Source organism: Citrobacter sp. 172116965 (genome assembly GCF_013458095.1).
GTDB classification, from domain to species: Bacteria; Pseudomonadota; Gammaproteobacteria; order Enterobacterales; family Enterobacteriaceae; genus Citrobacter; species Citrobacter braakii.
On sequence record NZ_CP046673.1, the window covers coordinates 3,852,154 to 3,868,361 of the forward strand.

The following is a 16,208-nucleotide window of genomic DNA, read 5'->3' on the forward strand; positions in this document are numbered from 1 at the left end:
AATACACCAAATCGCTCATTCTTCATCCAGACTAATGTCCATCGGATCACCCTGTTAACACGTTGCTACAACGCACAGCTCCTGTCGGCGTTAAGTGAATGTTACAGCGCGAGTTGCTACAACGATATTAAGCCCTTGCTACAGCCCTATTCCATTCTGTCGCATACCGGTTCTCTTAAATATCTCAGCACTGACTACAACCAAAATTACGCTGACCATCAGCATTACTTTTCGAGTAGAGTTTAGCCATATATTCGAGATGCTGGAATATCTGAGCATAATTAAGCTCAAAGGTCTTGCTGTTAGTATCTAACATGATACTTCCCTCCAGCACAAAATGCACCGACCGGTAATGCCGTTGATAATCAGGTTGTGTATGAAGGTTTAACGCCCTTACCCATGCTTCCATAATCATCAATGCCAGATTATGTATATATACATCCCCAACAGGACAATATGTGCCAGTGCGAAAGTACGCATCATTATTAAGCATCAATGCAATATGATAATGCTTCTTACCCTTTACCTCACCAAACTCTCTTGACCAGACATAACGCACATTGCAGGGATGTATTCGTTTACCTTCCATTCTCTTACGCTTCTGTGTTTGTTTAATCTGAGACTTTAGTGACTCCATAAATCTAGTTATCAGTGTAGAATCTTCACGGTATTGTTCATAGACCTCATCGGGTATTCTTAAATCTATTCTGCGAATATATGTCCTTGGGTATTCATTAAGTGATTTATTCAACGTATCATGAATACGGTTGATATGATGTTGGTTACATGGCCCATGTAATCTGCTGATGTATGGTTTCATGTTTTAGTCCTTGTGATAATCATCTCAATATAATAAACCTGACATGTAATTAATTACTCTTCAGCTACTGGTATTGATTGTTAAAGGTGAGTATTGTTAATGATTGTTATATTTACTCCATCTTTATTATTATAATACAGTATCAGACAGTAATTACTGCCCTGATGTTACTTTTGCTATAGTAGAAGGAAACACGTAAAACAGGTAATTAACTGACATAATATAACTCTGAAGTTAATGTCGCAGAAGCAGCATCAAATTAAGTCATAAATACGCACTATCCCCCGTCCAAATTGCAGATAATTTCAAACCTATATCACCCGGATGAATCAGTCTGACGAATGTCATTCGGTTGCTGAAACTTGTTGATCTATCGCACCGATCGATATTCAATACTTGATAGTTTAAATCTATTGATTATCGTAAATTGATCGATATTGCAATAGATAATAACGATCAATTCCTGGAAACTGATCTGTATTAACGATTATCCGCTAGCTCATTTAATCAATACGATTAGCCTGCTCCCCTGAAAACGGAAGCGGGCTTTTTTGTATTTAAATCATCAGGAAAGGAAGCTAAATGCTCAGAGACCATCATGCAACACTAGCAGGATTACTGCTGCTTAGTCACAGTGCCAGCGCCGTACAGGCTGACCAGCAATTGAGTGACTGGTACGGGAACATCAGTGCCATGGAGTTTGAACTCAATACTCAAAATACCGCAGGTGAAGTGCTCACACTGACCTGCACAAGCGGAAAGCTGTCTGCTGCTTACAGCGTGCCTGCGGAGGATTACCGCGTCTCGTCACAAACAGGGCTTTCTGAACCTGGCGTCAGTATCAATGGTAAGAACCATCCTCTGGATGAAACAGCCTTTACTGCGCTAAAAGCGACGAGTGAAAAAGACGTAATAAAAATGACCTCTATGAATGCTGCCATATCTAAAAAATTCAGCGCCAAAGGGCTGAATGAGGCGCTGGCTGATACCACATGGCAGGACTGTATTAATCATTAATTAACTGAAAGGAAACCTTATGCATAAACTCGTTGTTTTATCTCTCAGCTCCGCAGCACTGTTTATTCCTTTGGTCTCGTCTGCAATGACAATTCACGGCGACATACATCCCGAACGCTATACCTTCTTTCTGACTCAGGAAGGCAGCAATCAACTGAAACAGGCAAATGACCGGATAGCGAAGAACCCGCAGGCTTATACACTTGATGTGAATCATACCGGCATTCAACCTTTTGACGCTGTTCGCTGGGACGGCAAGCCTGTAAAAGCTGTCACCTGCGTCCTTGTAGACGGCGTGATGATGGGACAAAAAGCCACGTGGTCACAATGTAAAGACGAGAGCGGTGCTGAATATTTCGGCAATAAAGGCTGGCTGGTACGTGATTATGTGGCAAAAGCCTGTGAAGTCGAAAAATCAGATTGTCCTGTTTATCTTGTGCTTCAGACAGATCCGCCAACAATGCGCAGCGATATGGCGAATTTCGTACCTGCTCCTAAAAACTTTAATGCTTCAACAAGCCTGACGGATGAAATTAAATCTGAAGGTTGCCAGATGGCGGATAACTCATTTGAACATGCCAAAAGTAGTCTGCGTTGTCGTGCCATTAATACCGTGCGTTTCATCCGCAAACAAAATACCGAAGCGGCATATGAAGCTGACTTAACCACCACGACGGGTGAAGCACTCACTATGACAGTAGGGTACACCTACGGTAATGCCTCCAGTAAAGAGCCGGGCTGGCGCACAATTTCAGTCAACCAGGGAGACATCATTACTGATATCCGTAAGCAGGGCCAGTGGGTTCCCAATGGTTATAAATAACCTTATCAGTGAGATAACTTTTTATTCGGCATTCAGCTAACGGAGGTTCAGTGGGAAAAACATTACAGCAGGAAACGCTACCAACCGTGGACTGTACCTGGCAACTTGTTTTGAGTGTTGCCGGTGTGGCATTGATGCGCAGCAATTCTGTTGCGGTTAAAGCACTAGGATCCAGCCTCACCACACTAAGTCTGATACGCATCATCAAAAAACTCGCCACACTTGCCTGATCTCCCTTGCTGCAAGCTCAGAGGATAAAAGCAATATGTCTGAAAATACCCAGGGGAAACTCAAGGGACTGAAAGAGAAAGTCAGTAAGCAGCGAAATGTCTCCTCCATTGATAACCCGGTTGAGCAGGTAGAAGTAAATGTCAGTGAACAAACGACAAAAGGGGCTGAATCTCGTACTACCCGATATAAGCGATTGCTCGACAGTATCGTTATCAGCGGTTTGCTGAATATTGCCGAAGATAAACTCAGTGACGATGTGTTTATCGAGTCGGTGTTCAGTAAGGCTTATGAGCTTCTGCCTGTGCCGGTCAGACTGGTTGTCCGAAGGGAATGGTGCCTGAGTTATCTCCAGTCACGCAAAGCCCTGTTACTGGCGCAACTCCAGCTCTACCGGGCCGAAAGGCACGGCTCAGCAGAACCGGTGCCACCTGCGCTACAACCAACGTTACCACCAGCGACCTAATCAGACTCATTAATAACAGACAGGGCCATCCTTCGGGGTGGCCTTTTTTATGCCCATTTTCTACAGGAGTTTTTATGACCCGTTTAGCCAGCCGCTTTGGTGCGGTCAATCTCGTTCGTCGCGACCGCCCGTTAACCCGCGATGAGCTGGCGCACTATGTGCCAAGTGTATTCAGCGAAGAAAAACATGAATCCCGCAGTGACAGGTACACCTATATCCCGACTATTTCCCTGCTAGAAAACTTACAACGCGAAGGCTTCCAGCCATTCTTTGCCTGCCAGACCCGAGTTCGGGACCAGAGCAAGCGAGAGCACACCAAACACATGCTGCGCCTGCGCCGCGAAGGGCAAATCACCGGCAAACAGGTGCCAGAAATAATTCTGCTTAACAGCCATGACGGTTCAAGCTCATACCAAATGTTGCCGGGGTTATTCAGATCGGTTTGCCAGAATGGGCTGATTTGTGGTGAGAGCTTTGGTGAGGTGCGCGTGCCGCATAAAGGCAACGTAGTGGAGAAAGTCATTGAAGGGGCTTATGAAGTGCTGGGGATTTTTGACCGGGTGGAAGAGAAACGTGATGCCATGCAGTCGCTGATATTACCGCCACCTGCACAGCAGGCCATGGCGAAAGCGGCTTTAACCTATCGCTTTGGCGAAGATCATCAGCCGGTGACGGAATCACAGATACTTTCTCCTCGCCGCTGGCAGGACGAAAGCAATGATCTCTGGACCACTTACCAGCGTATTCAGGAAAACCTGATTAAAGGCGGTCTGTCGGGGCGAACGACCAAAGGTCAACGCTCCCATACACGTGCCGTTAAAGGCATCGACGGGGATGTGAAGCTCAATCGTGCCCTGTGGGTAATGGCAGAAAGTCTGCTGGATAGCATGAAGTAATGCAGCGTATTGCCGATTAGGAACGCGTGAACAATTGTTAAGACATTCATTTAGCGGAGAATCCTGTTGAAATCATAAGGAATGTGTGGAATATTCAAGACTGGTGTGCAGGCAGAATTTTGAATTGTGTTTCGCAATTCTTGATTTCAAGGGCTCAAGCTCTCGCTGCTATGATTCTCATAGCAGTATTTGCTGATAATATTGTAAAAGTGCGTAAGAGTGCCTGCACACCGCTATTCAAGGAGCAGTGATGACTACCCGCCTAGATAAATTAAAATCATGTAATTCCAAACCCGATTTAGCACGGCTTTTAGGAATTGATCCCGTATTTATGACGCGCGTCATATACATAAGAAATACAGATAATCTTTATTCACAATTCACTATTAAAAAAAAGAATGGTAGTGATAGACACATATCAGCCCCAGATCCTGAACTCAAAGAAATTCAAAGTAGACTTTCCGACTTACTTCAAGATTGCTTAAATAACATTCGAGAAAACTCAAAAGAAGATAATAATTTCTCCCATGGATTTGAACGCAATCGTAGTATTATTACAAATGCAGAAAAACATAAGTCAAAGAAATGGGTTTTAAATATTGACTTGAGCAATTTCTTTGATGAATTTAATTTTGGAAGAGTTAGAGGTTACTTTCTAAAAAATAAAAACTTTTCTCTTAACACAGAGCTTTCTACTTTAATAGCTAAAATCGCCTGTCATCAAGATAAGTTACCACAGGGAAGTCCCTGCTCTCCCGTCATAACCAATTTAATTCTAGTTTCTTTAGATAGGCGGCTAAGTAACTTGTGCAATCGTGTAGGTTGTACATATACACGATATGCCGACGATATAACAATATCTACCAATAAAAAAGAGTTCCCTCGGAATATTATTAAATCCCACAACGAGAACTCCATAGATTTAAATAAAAAATTTCTAAAGGAAATAATTTCTTCAGGTTTTCAAATAAATCTTAATAAATTAAGACTTTTTGACAGAAAATGCCGTCAAGAGGTTACGGGGTTGACAGTTAATAGGTTTGTAAATGTCGATAATAAATATGCCAAAAAAATTCGCGCAATGGCACACAGTCTGTTTACTAAAGGGGGATACACATTAACAGACAAAAAAACACGCGAACAAAGAGCAGGTAATATCAATGAGTTAGGTGGGATGCTTAGCTTTATTGATTATGTCGACAAACACAATAATAGACTTCCTCATATCATTAAAACCTCGCTTAACAAACGAGAAAATGTATATTCTGATTTCCTTTACTATTCTGCTTTTTGGGCAAACCCAAAGCCAACTATCTTGACTGAGGGAAAGACGGACATTACGTACTTGCGAGTAGCTCTGGATTCTTTATCAGCAAATTACCCTAACCTGATTGGTAATAAAAAAATGGGTAATAAAACCGTACGAGACTATGGAGTTAAATTCTTCAAAAACACCACTAAAAGTAAGTATTTTTTAAACTTAGATGGTGGAGCATCACACCTTAAAGACTTCATTGTTGGCTATGAAAAAAAGACAAATGCGTTTAAAGCAATCGCCGATCAAAAACCTGTCATTATTGTTTTAGATAATGACTCGGGTAGTGGTGGATCTAATGGGATCTTCCAAACTTTAATAGGGAAAGCATTCCCTAACATTACTTTATCGAAAGATGAGTTAAGAAATCAAAAATGGATTTGGGTTACAAAGAATTTGTATTTAATCTTTACCCCTCTCAATGGATTAAATGATAGTTCGATGGAGGATCTTTTCCACAGTTCGGTCTTACAAACCAAACTGGGGGGGAAAGTATTTAATCGAACGAATGCAAAATGCAAAGATAATGAATATGGCAAAGAGTTTTTTGCTACTGGCGTGGTGTTAAAGCAACGTAAAACAATTAATTTTTCGAACTTTAACTACATTTTTGAATCAATCAACGAAATAATTGATCACAATGCTTCAAGGAAACCTTAATTGGAACCATCTTAAAAATGTTGATTATAATAATCAATACGTTCTGATTGAAGAAATTGTAACTTTGAGTACGTACAATTTAGGATCCCCGCTGGCGATACCAGCGGGCGACAACTTTTACAACTCAATCCAATCACTAAAGCAGCGACCAGATTGAGGTGAGGCGATACTCGTTAGAGATGTCCATGCCAGTCCGCGGCTCGAGTCCCGCAACAGATGTTCACTTGTCTGCAAAACATCATCACGTCCTAGCGCTTAACGACACACCATTTCTGACCGCGACCGATATTCTCAGAGATAGACAAGCTACCAGGCTGATGAGCACGTAAATTGTGTAAGCCCCCTTACCCATCCTTCATTTATTTCCCCTCTAAAGGCGTGAAAAAACTTTTAGGCACCTATATAGGCACCCAAGGAAAGTTGAATCAGAGATTAGATTAAATATTTCAACCAATTACAGCACCAATTCAGACTCCGCCAGCCCACCAAATAAAACAAGGGGTTACGTGAAAACGTAGCCCCTTTTTCTTTGGTGATGGCGGCAAAATGGCGACAGAGTGTCGGACTGGCGGCAACAAAAAACCCGCCATTAAAGCGGGTTCTGTTCAGAAACTCATGTGGCCTTGACCACCTTTTCCAGGATGTGGCGGCGCAGAAGAAATTAGATTCGGTTTTATAATGTGCCGTACAAACGTTTCATGAGTAACGAACGTACAGCCACAATTTATATTTTGGCACTGGTTGTAACGTTCTTTTGTCGTAGCTGATACCTGAAAGCTGCTTCTGGTATGTGCTGCATGACCGCACTCTGGACAGTTCATCATCGCTGTTATCCCACCACTCTTGCCGTAGTCGCAATAATGATACATCATTATTCAATACTGAGAACCAATTATTCAATTTCAAGATCATCAATCTTTACTTCAAGCTCCATGCTGGTCGTAAATCCATTATCCGGGCTGACAGAATGCGTCAGGGTGGTAATGGTCCATTCTGCATCATCGATCTGCTGCTTAAACCCTGTAACCTTCACCGGCATTTCCGTATAGAGATCAGCCCGCCCCTCAGCGAGCTGCAGGGAAAATGAAGCAACCCCACGCTGCAGACGTTCCCACTGCATTTTTGCTGCGCGCTCTGCATTGCTCCGGTTGGCGTAGGTACGATTAAGAACCAGCACGTTTTCATCCGTTCCCACCAGATAATCGCCCTGTTTTGCTTCCGGCTCTTTGGGTGTGGTGGTTTTCTTTCGACGACGCTTAACACTGGTTGTCTCTTTTTTCCTGGGTTCACGCGTATGCAACCAGCTGGCAATAACACCGGTATAGGCACCACGATCAGCAAGGGTGAACCGATGACCGTCACCGGCTTTGCGCGTGATGGTGATAACCGGCAGCGGCTTGCCGCTCGCCGTTCTTCCCTGTCCCTGCCGGATAAACAGCAGATTCCCGTCCTTAACGGAAGCAATCGCCCCATACTGTCTCGCCAGTTTCATCAGAAAACTTGCATCGCTTTCATTGGTCTGGTCCAGATGATCCAGCGCCTTATCCGTCAGGTCTTTACCCAGCGCCATTTTGAGGTTATGCCGGGCGGCTATTTCCTTTACCACCTCCCCTACCGTTGTCTGATGCCATGATTTTTCGCGCCGTGTATTGAGGGTTTCACGGAAATCTGCGCTTCGCGCCCGGATGGTCAGCCGGTCAGGGGCACCGCAGTGTTCGATTTCATCCACGGTAAAAGCCCCTTTAGGAAAAAGCGGCTGGCCTTTCCAGCCCAGCGCCAGCTGAATCACTGCCCCACGTCGCGGCAGGGCGATCAGCCCGTCGGCGTCGTCCAGCTCCAGATCAAGCTGGTCCGCTTCAAACCCCCGGTTATCCGTCAGCGTCAGACTCATAAGGCGGGTATCCAGCACGGTCGTCACGTCCTTACCTTCAATGACGATACTGAATGCGGGGCTTTTGCTGTTCAGATTCAGGAGATCAGAATTAACGTTCACTGAAGCAATCCTCCAGCCGTGTTTTTAATCCCCCCAATCGCAGACGCTGCAGAGTCCTGCAGGTTACTGAGCTGGTCACTCAGACTCCCGAACATGTCAGACAGCGACTCATCAACCCGTTTGAGGGTGATCGTAAACTCAATGCGCCTGGGCATGCCGCTGGTAAAAAACTCCGTCTTTGTCTGGCTCAGACTTTCAATAACAAACATGCCGTAAATGGTTCCGCTACCTTCAATCAAAGGCCAGGCTTTGCCCTGCTCTGCCATCAACTCCAGCGCCAGCAATGACAGCCTGCCTCCGGTCACTTCCGGCAGCAGGACCCCGGACAGTGTCAGTGAATCATTATCCGGGCCAAGAAACTGCGTTGACGGGCGGCGGTTCACCCGGCTGTTGGCTGCATGTCGCCAGCTGCGCTGATACTGCAGTTCCTGATAAGGGACAGTGCGCAACATAAATACATATAAACCCAGCACCATCATCATGATTCATATCCCCCCTGATCGCTGAAATTGCTGCGCGCTTTTGCCCTCGCCCTGCGTTCCCGCTCGTCAAGCTGGCGTGCCACTTCACGGGCAATATCCTGCGCACTCTGCCCCGGCTGCGCGACGATATGAATGGGCGCATTTATCTCATAACGAATAACCGACGGCGGGCTGTCTGCCTTAACAGGCTGTGTCTGGTATGCACTCGCAGGCAGACTGAAGGGATGAAGCGGAGCCGCTTCTGCAGGTGTCGCAGCTACCCCCATCACGCCAGCAACGACAGAGGCAAGCGCAGCAGTACGCCGCCTGCTGGTGACATTTGCTGGTCCGTTCACAATTTCAGGGCCATTTTCTCCAACAATGCCAAACTGCCCGCTTGGAATGATCCCGCCCGTGTCATACATCCCCGCGTAAGCCGGGAACCCGCCGGGCGGCAGCAACACTTTGCCGTCACTGTTCACCGTGGCGGGCTGCTGCTGCGTAACCTGCGCGGGCAGTTTCGCCTTTGCCGCCTCCTTACTGACAATACCGAGCTTTTCCAGCAGCCACGACACACCGGATTTAAGTGATTCCAGCGGGTGCATCACCATATTCAGACCTTCAGCCAGCGCCTCACCAAACCGGCGCCCCATTGCAGCTGCGCTGTTCAGTTCTTCGGAAGTGGATTTAACCGGCGTGAGTAAATCACTGAACCAGCCCCACAATGCCTGCACCCTGTCACCAATCCACTGAAACACGGGTCTGAGCGGCTCAAAGGCGGCGCTGATGGGTGCTGCAGCGGCTTTGAACCCTTCCACCACGCCCCCCAGAAATGCACCGATGGGCTGCCAGTATTTCCACACAACCAGCGCCACACCAGCCAGCGCAGCCACAACCAGCCCTATCGGACTGAGCAGCGCGCCCAGCAGGCCAGAAATGCCAAACAGCGCGCCGCGAAGTAATGCCAGCGGACCAGAAACAAGAAAACGCAATACGCCACCGGCAGCTGTCAGCCCACCCCGCAACACCGCCAGCGGGTTCATCACCATACCGATAACACCACGGATGCCTGACATACCGGCACGGAACATGGCAAGCGGCGCACCTGCCACCGTTTTCAGTGCATTACCCGCTATTCCGGCTGAGCGACGCAGAGAATTAAACGGGGCACTCAGCAACCCGACACTGCCACCGGATGACGCCATCCCCCTACGCAACAGAGAAAGTGGCGCACCTGCCAGCCATGACAGGGCACTGCCAGTACGTGTTACTGCTGCAGCAACGGAAGGTAATGTTTTTACACCCAGCACAGACAGGCCAAACCGGATCACCGCAACCGGCCCCAGCACAGCAGCCACCGCCACGGCAAGTGTACCCAGCCCGACAGTGATCACCGCCGTAGCCGCCGCCAATTTCATCAGCGTGCCAGCCAGCACGGGATTCTGCTCCACCCAGCGACGCAGCGCCCCAGTCACATCCTTAACCATGCCCATAATATCCATCAGCGGCTGACGCAACGTTTCCCCCAGGCTGCTGAAAGCGTTCTGCGCGCCCGTCTTAACCAGCAACCACTGCGCAGACAATGAATCCTTGTTAATGTCGGATTCTTTCTGCATGGAGCCATTAGCACCACTGCCTGATGTGAGTTTCAGCTGACGCTGCAGCTCCGGCAGGTTGTTAGCCAGCTTTGCCGCATCATCGCCAAACTCTTTACCAAAAATCATTGTCATGGCTGACAGGCGCTTGTCCTGCGGCAGATTGTTGACCTTCTCCAGAACCCGCTGAATGGTGCCCATGGCATCGGTGGTCATCTGCTTTTCAATCTCCGCAGGATTGAGTTTCAGCAGGTTCATACCTTCAAAGAAGCGCTTGCTTTGCATGGTGGCAATGGACAGCTCACGCACCATGGCATTAGAGGCGCTGGCGGCAATTTCCGGGGCAGCCCCAAGAGAAAGGAATGTTGAACCCAACGCAGCAGCCTTTCGGAAGTCAAGGCGGTCAGCCACGCCCCCCATACGCTGCAGGACGTTGATAATGTCCCCACCCTTTGACATGGCGTTATCGTCCAGGTAGTTCAGCGCATCGCCCAGTTGTTCAATATTGCGCGTCGGCACTTTATAGAGCTGCGCGATTTTCCCCAATCCTTCCGCCAGCTCATCGGCGGGCAGCTCAAAGGCCGTTGCAGCTTTTGCCGCCGTGGATGCAAAGGCCAGCAGGTCACGTTTCTGGTCCTCAAAGGGATCGTCCTGGTTGGTCACGCCCATACGCGCGCCCCCTTCAACCAGCGCGGCATAATCTATAGCGCCATTCTCCATCGGCAGTTGTTCACTGGCGGCCTTGATGGCATCCTGCATGTCATAAAACTGTTTTGTACGGTTGCCGTTATCGTCCCGCAGCCCGTTTACCTGCTTTGCCACGCCTTTCATGGCATCTTCCATGCTGGCGTAGCTTTTCACTGCAGCCATAACCGGCGCACCCATTGCCAGCCCGGCAGCCGTAGTGGTGGCTCCGGCTCCGGCTATGCGATCCCGAACCTCAAGACGGCGCGAATACTGATCACGAACCGCATTCATTCTCGCTTGCTGTTCACCCAGGCGTTTCAGGGATTTTTGCTGTCGCTCCAGTGCCAGTCGGGTTTCATCGGCGTTCTGCCGTAGCTCACGCTGTGCGCTGCTCAGTTTCTTTGTATCAAGCCCTGCCTCATTCAGCGCAAGGCGCTGACGCTGCACTGACTGACGCAGCCCGTTATATTTTCCCTGTAAATCGGTGACGCGATTTTTAGCCTGCTCAAGCAGTCTGGCCTGTGCTGCCGTCGGGCGGTTGGTCGCAGTAAACTGCGTGGCGAGTTTTGCCGCTTCTTCGCGGGCGGCTTTAAGGCTGTTACCTGTGACTGCCAGCTGCGCGCTGGCCTTACGGAAGCCATCAATTCTGCCCGCCTGAGAATCTAACTCTTTCAGCCGGGCGCGGCTTTGCTGAATAGCGGCAGCCAGCTCTTTTGAGCTGGCCTGCGCGGATCGAAATGGGCGGGTGAGCTTGTCAACCGCATTCAGAATCACCTGCAGACGCAGGTTATTGTCACTCATCGCTGGCCCCGCTTCTCTGAATCGCTTTGTGCCGCCACTCCAGCACCTCAGTCAGCGGCATAACGTCAGTGATGGACGGCGACCAGTGAAAGATGGTGGCGATATCCGCCACCAGGTCATCAATCGTCAGGCTGTCGGTAAACCGGCAAGCACCGACTTCTTCAACAAAAAAGTCACCACCTCGACCGACAGCGCGGTGAGATCGGCGGGGTCCAGTTCAGCCATTTCCTGTGCGGTCAGCGTTGGGGTGGAAATACGCGGGATCACTGTCATCATGGCCCCCACGTCCATATCCATAATGGCCTGCAGGCGGGTGCCGCGCAGCGCACCGGACTGCGGCTTACGCAGCACAATTTCGGTGATTTGGGTTTTACCGCGCATGACTGGCGTATCCAGTTGTACGGTTTTTTCAGTCAGCTTGTCGCTCATGTTCGTTTCCTGTTAATCAGATACTGCCGCGGATCACCGCGCCGTTAAGTTAAATCAGAGGCCAAGGGCGTTACGGTGTGCTTCCATCAGGTCCACGCCGTCAACGATTTCAATCATGTTGACCAGATCAACCTCATAGAGCACTTCGCCGTTAATGGTCAGCTTCGCGTAGCTGTTGGTGCTGCTGACTTTGGTGGTGCTGCTCTCGCCGGTTTTCCACTCGCCGGAATCCACTTCTTTATGACGCCCGCGCACAACCAGCTCAATGGCCTGCACTTCGCCGGTATCGTCACGCTGAATAGAGCCGGTGAAACGCAGCTGGATGCCGTCAACGGTTGCCTTGCCCATCTGCTTGAATAACAACAGTTCGGTGCCGCCGATTGAAAATTCCGTGTCCAGTGCGCCGTCATCCAGCCCCATATCCACATCCACCGCGCCCGGCATACCGCCGCCGCGATACTTCTCAAACTTGCGGGTGAATTTCGGCAGAGTCAGGGACTCAACGATCCCCTGCCAGTTGTTCCCGTCGTTGAACAGGTTCAGGTGTTTTAACTTGCGTGGTAATGCCATGTATCCCCCTTATGCACTGACACGGCTGGCAAAATCGACCAGGTAGCGATCGGTGATGCGCTGGCGCAGCATCAGATTTTCAAGCGGCGGCACAGGCGTGTAGTCGTAGTCGATGGTGAGTTTCCCGTCTTTCAGGGAGTCTTTATCGTTCACTGACTCATCCAGCCAGCAGTCCGCCCCGATGAGGTATCCCTGATTCACCAGGCTGCGTAATTTGGCGCGGATACCTTCGATAATGTCGCGGGCCAGTGACGGATTCAGTGGCTTATCCACCGCCCACATATGCCCCTCTGCAATCGTGTCAGCCAGTACCTGCGCCGTGCGGGTGTAGTTCTCAAACGCAAACAAGGGATCGTCACTGAGGCAGCGGGAACCCCAGAAGCGGAAGCCGTCTTTGCAGATCAACGTGGTGACGTCGTTCTGGTTCAGCAGCCCCGCGTCCGTTGCCGGGTCCTGCAGATCCCAGAATACATCAGCGGAAAGACCGGTGACGCCATTCACACCCACGTTGGACAGGGTTTTGTGCCATCCGGTCTGTTCGTCTATTTTGGCGCGCAGACCGAGCGCACGGGCGGTAGCAAAAGCCGTTGCATCGGCTTTCAGAACGGTGTCAAAGTTGATGAAATCAGGCCAGATCAGCATCCCCTCGCGCTGGCTGAAATTGTCCCGGTAAGCAATGGCTTCTTCCACCGTCTTGCAGCCATAGGCGGACAGATAAGCAAAACCGCGCAGACTCTGCGCCACACTCATCAGCTCAGTGGCTACCGCCTGTGTGTCATGCCCCGGCACACCGAGAATGCGCGGCTTAACTTTCAGCTGCGACTGCGCAGAAAGCAGCGCTTTCATACCCGTTTTTTTACCGTCGGACGTGACACCACCGATAATATTGGAGGTGGTTTCCGCTTCGGTTTCGCCCTGCGCCACACGCACAACAACCGTCACGGGTTTTGACTGGTCGGCAATCGCATCCAGCGAACGGGCCAGCGTGCCGGACTCGCCTGCTTTACCGCTGGCCTCCAGCACATCCGTCAGCAGAACTGGCTTATTGAGAGGGAACACGGACGCATCAGCATCATCGCCGGTACAGACCATACCCACGATAGCAGTGCTTACCGTGGTGAGGGAGCGGGTGCCGTCGTTGACTTCAACAACGCGCACCCCGTGGTGGTAATCCTGAGCCATAAGGCATTATCTCCGGTTGACAGGGATGCCTTATGTTCAGTCTTAGATGTATGCTTAGCACGTACGATGCATTGTACTGGTTATGACACAATGTAAACGAGAAAAAAAAGAACTTGCTGGATTTGATTTAAGTTTATTGCTTACTCAAGCATCTGACTTAAACCAACTTAAGAAACCCCCAACAAAAATAGAACTGTGATATATCATCAACAAATTCAAAGATGGAATGTTAGAGAAAATTCGGATAATATTGCAAAATCAATATTTGAGTCCTAAGTAACTTAATAAAGCAAGCTCGGTGATCTGATGGAATGCATAGAAAAAGACTTGTCAAAAGGCATTAATTTTACTCGTTCAACAGCTTGCATTTTGGTTGTTATTCTACACATTGCCGGTTATGGTTTTTACGAAAATGGTGAAAACTGGCAAACCGCTAATATTATTGACTCTTTTACTAGAGTATGCGTACCTCTTTTCATAATGATTACGGGTACCCTTCTTATACAACAGAAATCAGTTAAACCTATTCGTCGCATTATCAAAATAGTATATTGTTTATTATTTTGGTCTATTTTTTATACATTCGCAGACGACCTACAATTTAATAATATTATTGACTGGTGTCTAACAATCGCTAAAGCACCAATAAAATATCACCTATGGTATTTATATGCCTGCATTGGTTTCTACTTAACACTCCCGGTACTGAGTGCATTTTATTGTAACTCTCATCTAAAATATTCCTTGGCATATATAGCAATATGGTTTTTCTTGTCAATATTCTCTATTTTAGATAAAGTTCTTAATTTAAATGTCGATTTATTCATAAATAACTATCAATTATCGACCTTCATAAACCTGACAGGTTACCTTCTTCTTGGCAAAGTAATTGCGCGAGCATCCATTCCTTATGGCAACAAATTAATCACAACTATTTCCCTATTAATATTCATTTCATCTAGTTTAATAACCGCATGGATAACATCATACTGGAGTGAGTACAATCAAAAACCAAATGCGTTATTTTACTCCAACCTTTCACCCTTGGTGATAATTGCATCCGCTTCATTATTCTTTTTTTTACTGAACATATCCAAAACGATTAAAGATTCAAATATAATTATATCTTTTATTCCTAAGTATACATTAGGGATATATTGCATTCACATATTCATCCTTGAAGCATTCATAAAATTTTCATTTAAAAATCAAGATATGAATTTATCATTCTTTAGCACCATATTTATTGCAGTGTTGATTTTTCTTACCAGCCTTGTAGTAACTTTTATTTTAAAGAAAATCCCAATACTGGATAAAGTATTATGAGCTAAGCAAAACATGCCACATCGCACCAGTTGATGCAAACTGGTGCGATAATTACATACAATTATTTACGGTTGATTTGGCCAACTGATGTCTGTAACGGTAGAGATTTCCATCCTCATCAATGTAATCCTATATTCTTTCCATAATTTTAATGCTGAAACTTCTTCCTCCGTTGCAATATCCATATCAAAAGCATCTTGTCTCCATGCAATCTCCGCATTGGCCTTATTCAGAAGAAATTGCTTCTGATTTGCAATCTGATTAAGTTGTTGTTCATCAGTTACTGAAACCCCATCAACAAGAATTGGCTTTCCATTATTATCCGCCTGAATAAAACGCCCCTTACCCTGACCTTCAATTAGTTCTTGGTATAATTCATCAGCAATAGGAATTGCGTTTTCTGGAACATCATTACTCTCACTATTATATAAACCTAATGGAACGGCAGTGAAATATTTCATTTAATATCCTATTGCTAACCAAGCCCATGAAGATGGAGAAACTGGTGATGGATTGATTGCCATAGTCTGGCCAATCCATTCACACTGAAATTTTGTTGGAATGCCCAAACGCACTCGTGAATTATCTGTAACTGACGAGGCATAATCTATAGCTAAGACAATGAGGCACTCGTGATTAAACGCCTCTGGAAAAACTATCACACCACTGGACGAGTTACTTTGTATCTGTTGCATTTGAATAACATATTCCCCAGCAACACCATCAATAAATCCAGGAATACGGATCAGTTTACTCGTACCATTGATTGCATTTCTCAAACCAAGATATTGAAGAACGCCGACTACATCTACTTTACTCAACATAGGGCGAACAAAATCACTCAGGTCTGCCAAAGCTGCTGTTTTTTCAGCAGTGAAATATGGAAACTTTCCTTTAGCCGGTTTCAGCTCCGCCAGCGCGGTCAGGGTATCGCTTTTC

At 47.3% G+C, this 16,208-nt stretch carries 17 protein-coding genes; 7 read left to right on the forward strand and 10 right to left on the reverse strand.

The window, feature by feature from the left end:
• Window positions 1-184: 184 nt before the first annotated feature.
• Window positions 185-820: an inovirus Gp2 family protein gene (locus GPJ68_RS18650; protein WP_052011701.1), complete on the reverse strand. Its 636-nt coding sequence runs from the start codon at window positions 818-820 to the stop codon at window positions 185-187.
• A 582-nt stretch (window positions 821-1,402) separates the two neighbouring features.
• Between GPJ68_RS18650 and GPJ68_RS18655 the strand changes: the two genes are divergently transcribed.
• From GPJ68_RS18655 to GPJ68_RS18680, 6 genes are all read left to right on the forward strand, one after another.
• Window positions 1,403-1,837 carry a hypothetical protein gene (locus GPJ68_RS18655; RefSeq protein ID WP_033811209.1) on the forward strand — a complete coding sequence of 145 codons (435 nt, stop codon included), beginning with the start codon at window positions 1,403-1,405 and terminating at the stop codon, window positions 1,835-1,837.
• A gap of 19 nt (window positions 1,838-1,856) precedes the next feature.
• Window positions 1,857-2,660, forward strand: a complete 804-nt coding sequence (locus GPJ68_RS18660) for a hypothetical protein (RefSeq protein WP_033811210.1) — start codon at window positions 1,857-1,859, stop codon at window positions 2,658-2,660.
• 50 nt (window positions 2,661-2,710) lie between these two features.
• Window positions 2,711-2,890, forward strand: coding sequence for a hypothetical protein (locus GPJ68_RS18665; protein WP_033811211.1), 180 nt, complete (start codon window positions 2,711-2,713; stop codon window positions 2,888-2,890).
• A 35-nt stretch (window positions 2,891-2,925) separates the two neighbouring features.
• The gene (locus GPJ68_RS18670) at window positions 2,926-3,354 is read left to right on the forward strand and encodes a hypothetical protein (RefSeq protein ID WP_033811212.1); all 429 of its coding nucleotides are present in this window, start codon (window positions 2,926-2,928) and stop codon (window positions 3,352-3,354) included.
• Window positions 3,355-3,428: 74 nt separating this feature from the next.
• Window positions 3,429-4,250 (forward strand): DUF932 domain-containing protein, encoded by an 822-nt coding sequence (locus GPJ68_RS18675; RefSeq protein ID WP_069904181.1) that lies wholly within the window; start codon window positions 3,429-3,431, stop codon window positions 4,248-4,250.
• 250 nt (window positions 4,251-4,500) lie between these two features.
• Window positions 4,501-6,225, forward strand: a complete 1,725-nt coding sequence (locus tag GPJ68_RS18680) for a retron Ec67 family RNA-directed DNA polymerase/endonuclease (protein ID WP_033811214.1) — start codon at window positions 4,501-4,503, stop codon at window positions 6,223-6,225.
• Between the two features lie 605 nt (window positions 6,226-6,830).
• On the opposite strand, the gene GPJ68_RS18685 is transcribed toward GPJ68_RS18680, so the two are convergent.
• From GPJ68_RS18685 to GPJ68_RS18720, 8 genes are all read right to left on the reverse strand, one after another.
• Window positions 6,831-7,049 (reverse strand): ogr/Delta-like zinc finger family protein, encoded by a 219-nt coding sequence (locus GPJ68_RS18685; RefSeq protein WP_000980498.1) that lies wholly within the window; start codon window positions 7,047-7,049, stop codon window positions 6,831-6,833.
• Window positions 7,050-7,117: 68 nt separating this feature from the next.
• Window positions 7,118-8,218, reverse strand: coding sequence for a phage late control D family protein (locus tag GPJ68_RS18690; protein ID WP_019077471.1), 1,101 nt, complete (start codon window positions 8,216-8,218; stop codon window positions 7,118-7,120).
• Window positions 8,215-8,700 carry a phage tail protein gene (locus tag GPJ68_RS18695; RefSeq protein WP_019077472.1) on the reverse strand — a complete coding sequence of 162 codons (486 nt, stop codon included), beginning with the start codon at window positions 8,698-8,700 and terminating at the stop codon, window positions 8,215-8,217. The genes GPJ68_RS18690 and GPJ68_RS18695 overlap by 4 nt, the downstream gene beginning before the upstream one ends.
• Entirely contained in the window at window positions 8,697-11,762 is a 3,066-nt protein-coding gene (locus tag GPJ68_RS18700; protein ID WP_019077473.1) for a phage tail tape measure protein, read from the reverse strand. The genes GPJ68_RS18695 and GPJ68_RS18700 overlap by 4 nt, the downstream gene beginning before the upstream one ends.
• On the reverse strand, window positions 11,755-11,874 hold the full coding sequence (locus GPJ68_RS18705) for a GpE family phage tail protein (RefSeq protein WP_001397628.1): 120 nt from the start codon (window positions 11,872-11,874) through the stop codon (window positions 11,755-11,757). Before GPJ68_RS18705 ends, GPJ68_RS18700 begins: the two co-directional genes overlap by 8 nt.
• Before the next feature lie 14 nt (window positions 11,875-11,888).
• Window positions 11,889-12,191: a phage tail assembly protein gene (locus GPJ68_RS18710; RefSeq protein ID WP_019077474.1), complete on the reverse strand. Its 303-nt coding sequence runs from the start codon at window positions 12,189-12,191 to the stop codon at window positions 11,889-11,891.
• A 54-nt stretch (window positions 12,192-12,245) separates the two neighbouring features.
• On the reverse strand, window positions 12,246-12,761 hold the full coding sequence (locus GPJ68_RS18715) for a phage major tail tube protein (RefSeq protein WP_016150797.1): 516 nt from the start codon (window positions 12,759-12,761) through the stop codon (window positions 12,246-12,248).
• Between the two features lie 9 nt (window positions 12,762-12,770).
• Window positions 12,771-13,943, reverse strand: coding sequence for a phage tail sheath protein (locus GPJ68_RS18720; RefSeq protein ID WP_075145808.1), 1,173 nt, complete (start codon window positions 13,941-13,943; stop codon window positions 12,771-12,773).
• A 306-nt stretch (window positions 13,944-14,249) separates the two neighbouring features.
• On the opposite strand from GPJ68_RS18720, the gene GPJ68_RS18725 reads away from it, so the two are divergent.
• Entirely contained in the window at window positions 14,250-15,269 is a 1,020-nt protein-coding gene (locus GPJ68_RS18725; protein ID WP_019077476.1) for an acyltransferase, read from the forward strand.
• A gap of 65 nt (window positions 15,270-15,334) precedes the next feature.
• On the opposite strand, the gene GPJ68_RS18730 is transcribed toward GPJ68_RS18725, so the two are convergent.
• The gene (locus GPJ68_RS18730; RefSeq protein ID WP_019077477.1) at window positions 15,335-15,730 is read right to left on the reverse strand and encodes a tail fiber assembly protein; all 396 of its coding nucleotides are present in this window, start codon (window positions 15,728-15,730) and stop codon (window positions 15,335-15,337) included.
• Between the last annotated feature and the right edge of the window lie 478 nt (window positions 15,731-16,208).

Excerpts from the sequence above, each read along its gene's own strand:
- GPJ68_RS18710 (WP_019077474.1), bottom strand. The coding sequence starts at position 12,191 with ATGAGCGACAAGCTGACTGAAAAAACCGTACAACTGGATACGCCAGTC.
- GPJ68_RS18655 (WP_033811209.1), top strand. The coding sequence starts at position 1,403 with ATGCTCAGAGACCATCATGCAACACTAGCAGGATTACTGCTGCTTAGT.
- GPJ68_RS18670 (WP_033811212.1), top strand. The coding sequence starts at position 2,926 with ATGTCTGAAAATACCCAGGGGAAACTCAAGGGACTGAAAGAGAAAGTC.
- GPJ68_RS18680 (WP_033811214.1), top strand. The coding sequence starts at position 4,501 with ATGACTACCCGCCTAGATAAATTAAAATCATGTAATTCCAAACCCGAT.
- GPJ68_RS18650 (WP_052011701.1), bottom strand. The coding sequence starts at position 820 with ATGAAACCATACATCAGCAGATTACATGGGCCATGTAACCAACATCAT.
- GPJ68_RS18700 (WP_019077473.1), bottom strand. The coding sequence starts at position 11,762 with ATGAGTGACAATAACCTGCGTCTGCAGGTGATTCTGAATGCGGTTGAC.
- GPJ68_RS18660 (WP_033811210.1), top strand. The coding sequence starts at position 1,857 with ATGCATAAACTCGTTGTTTTATCTCTCAGCTCCGCAGCACTGTTTATT.
- GPJ68_RS18720 (WP_075145808.1), bottom strand. The coding sequence starts at position 13,943 with ATGGCTCAGGATTACCACCACGGGGTGCGCGTTGTTGAAGTCAACGAC.
- GPJ68_RS18725 (WP_019077476.1), top strand. The coding sequence starts at position 14,250 with ATGGAATGCATAGAAAAAGACTTGTCAAAAGGCATTAATTTTACTCGT.
- GPJ68_RS18675 (WP_069904181.1), top strand. The coding sequence starts at position 3,429 with ATGACCCGTTTAGCCAGCCGCTTTGGTGCGGTCAATCTCGTTCGTCGC.
- GPJ68_RS18685 (WP_000980498.1), bottom strand. The coding sequence starts at position 7,049 with ATGATGAACTGTCCAGAGTGCGGTCATGCAGCACATACCAGAAGCAGC.
- GPJ68_RS18695 (WP_019077472.1), bottom strand. The coding sequence starts at position 8,700 with ATGATGATGGTGCTGGGTTTATATGTATTTATGTTGCGCACTGTCCCT.
- GPJ68_RS18715 (WP_016150797.1), bottom strand. The coding sequence starts at position 12,761 with ATGGCATTACCACGCAAGTTAAAACACCTGAACCTGTTCAACGACGGG.
- GPJ68_RS18730 (WP_019077477.1), bottom strand. The coding sequence starts at position 15,730 with ATGAAATATTTCACTGCCGTTCCATTAGGTTTATATAATAGTGAGAGT.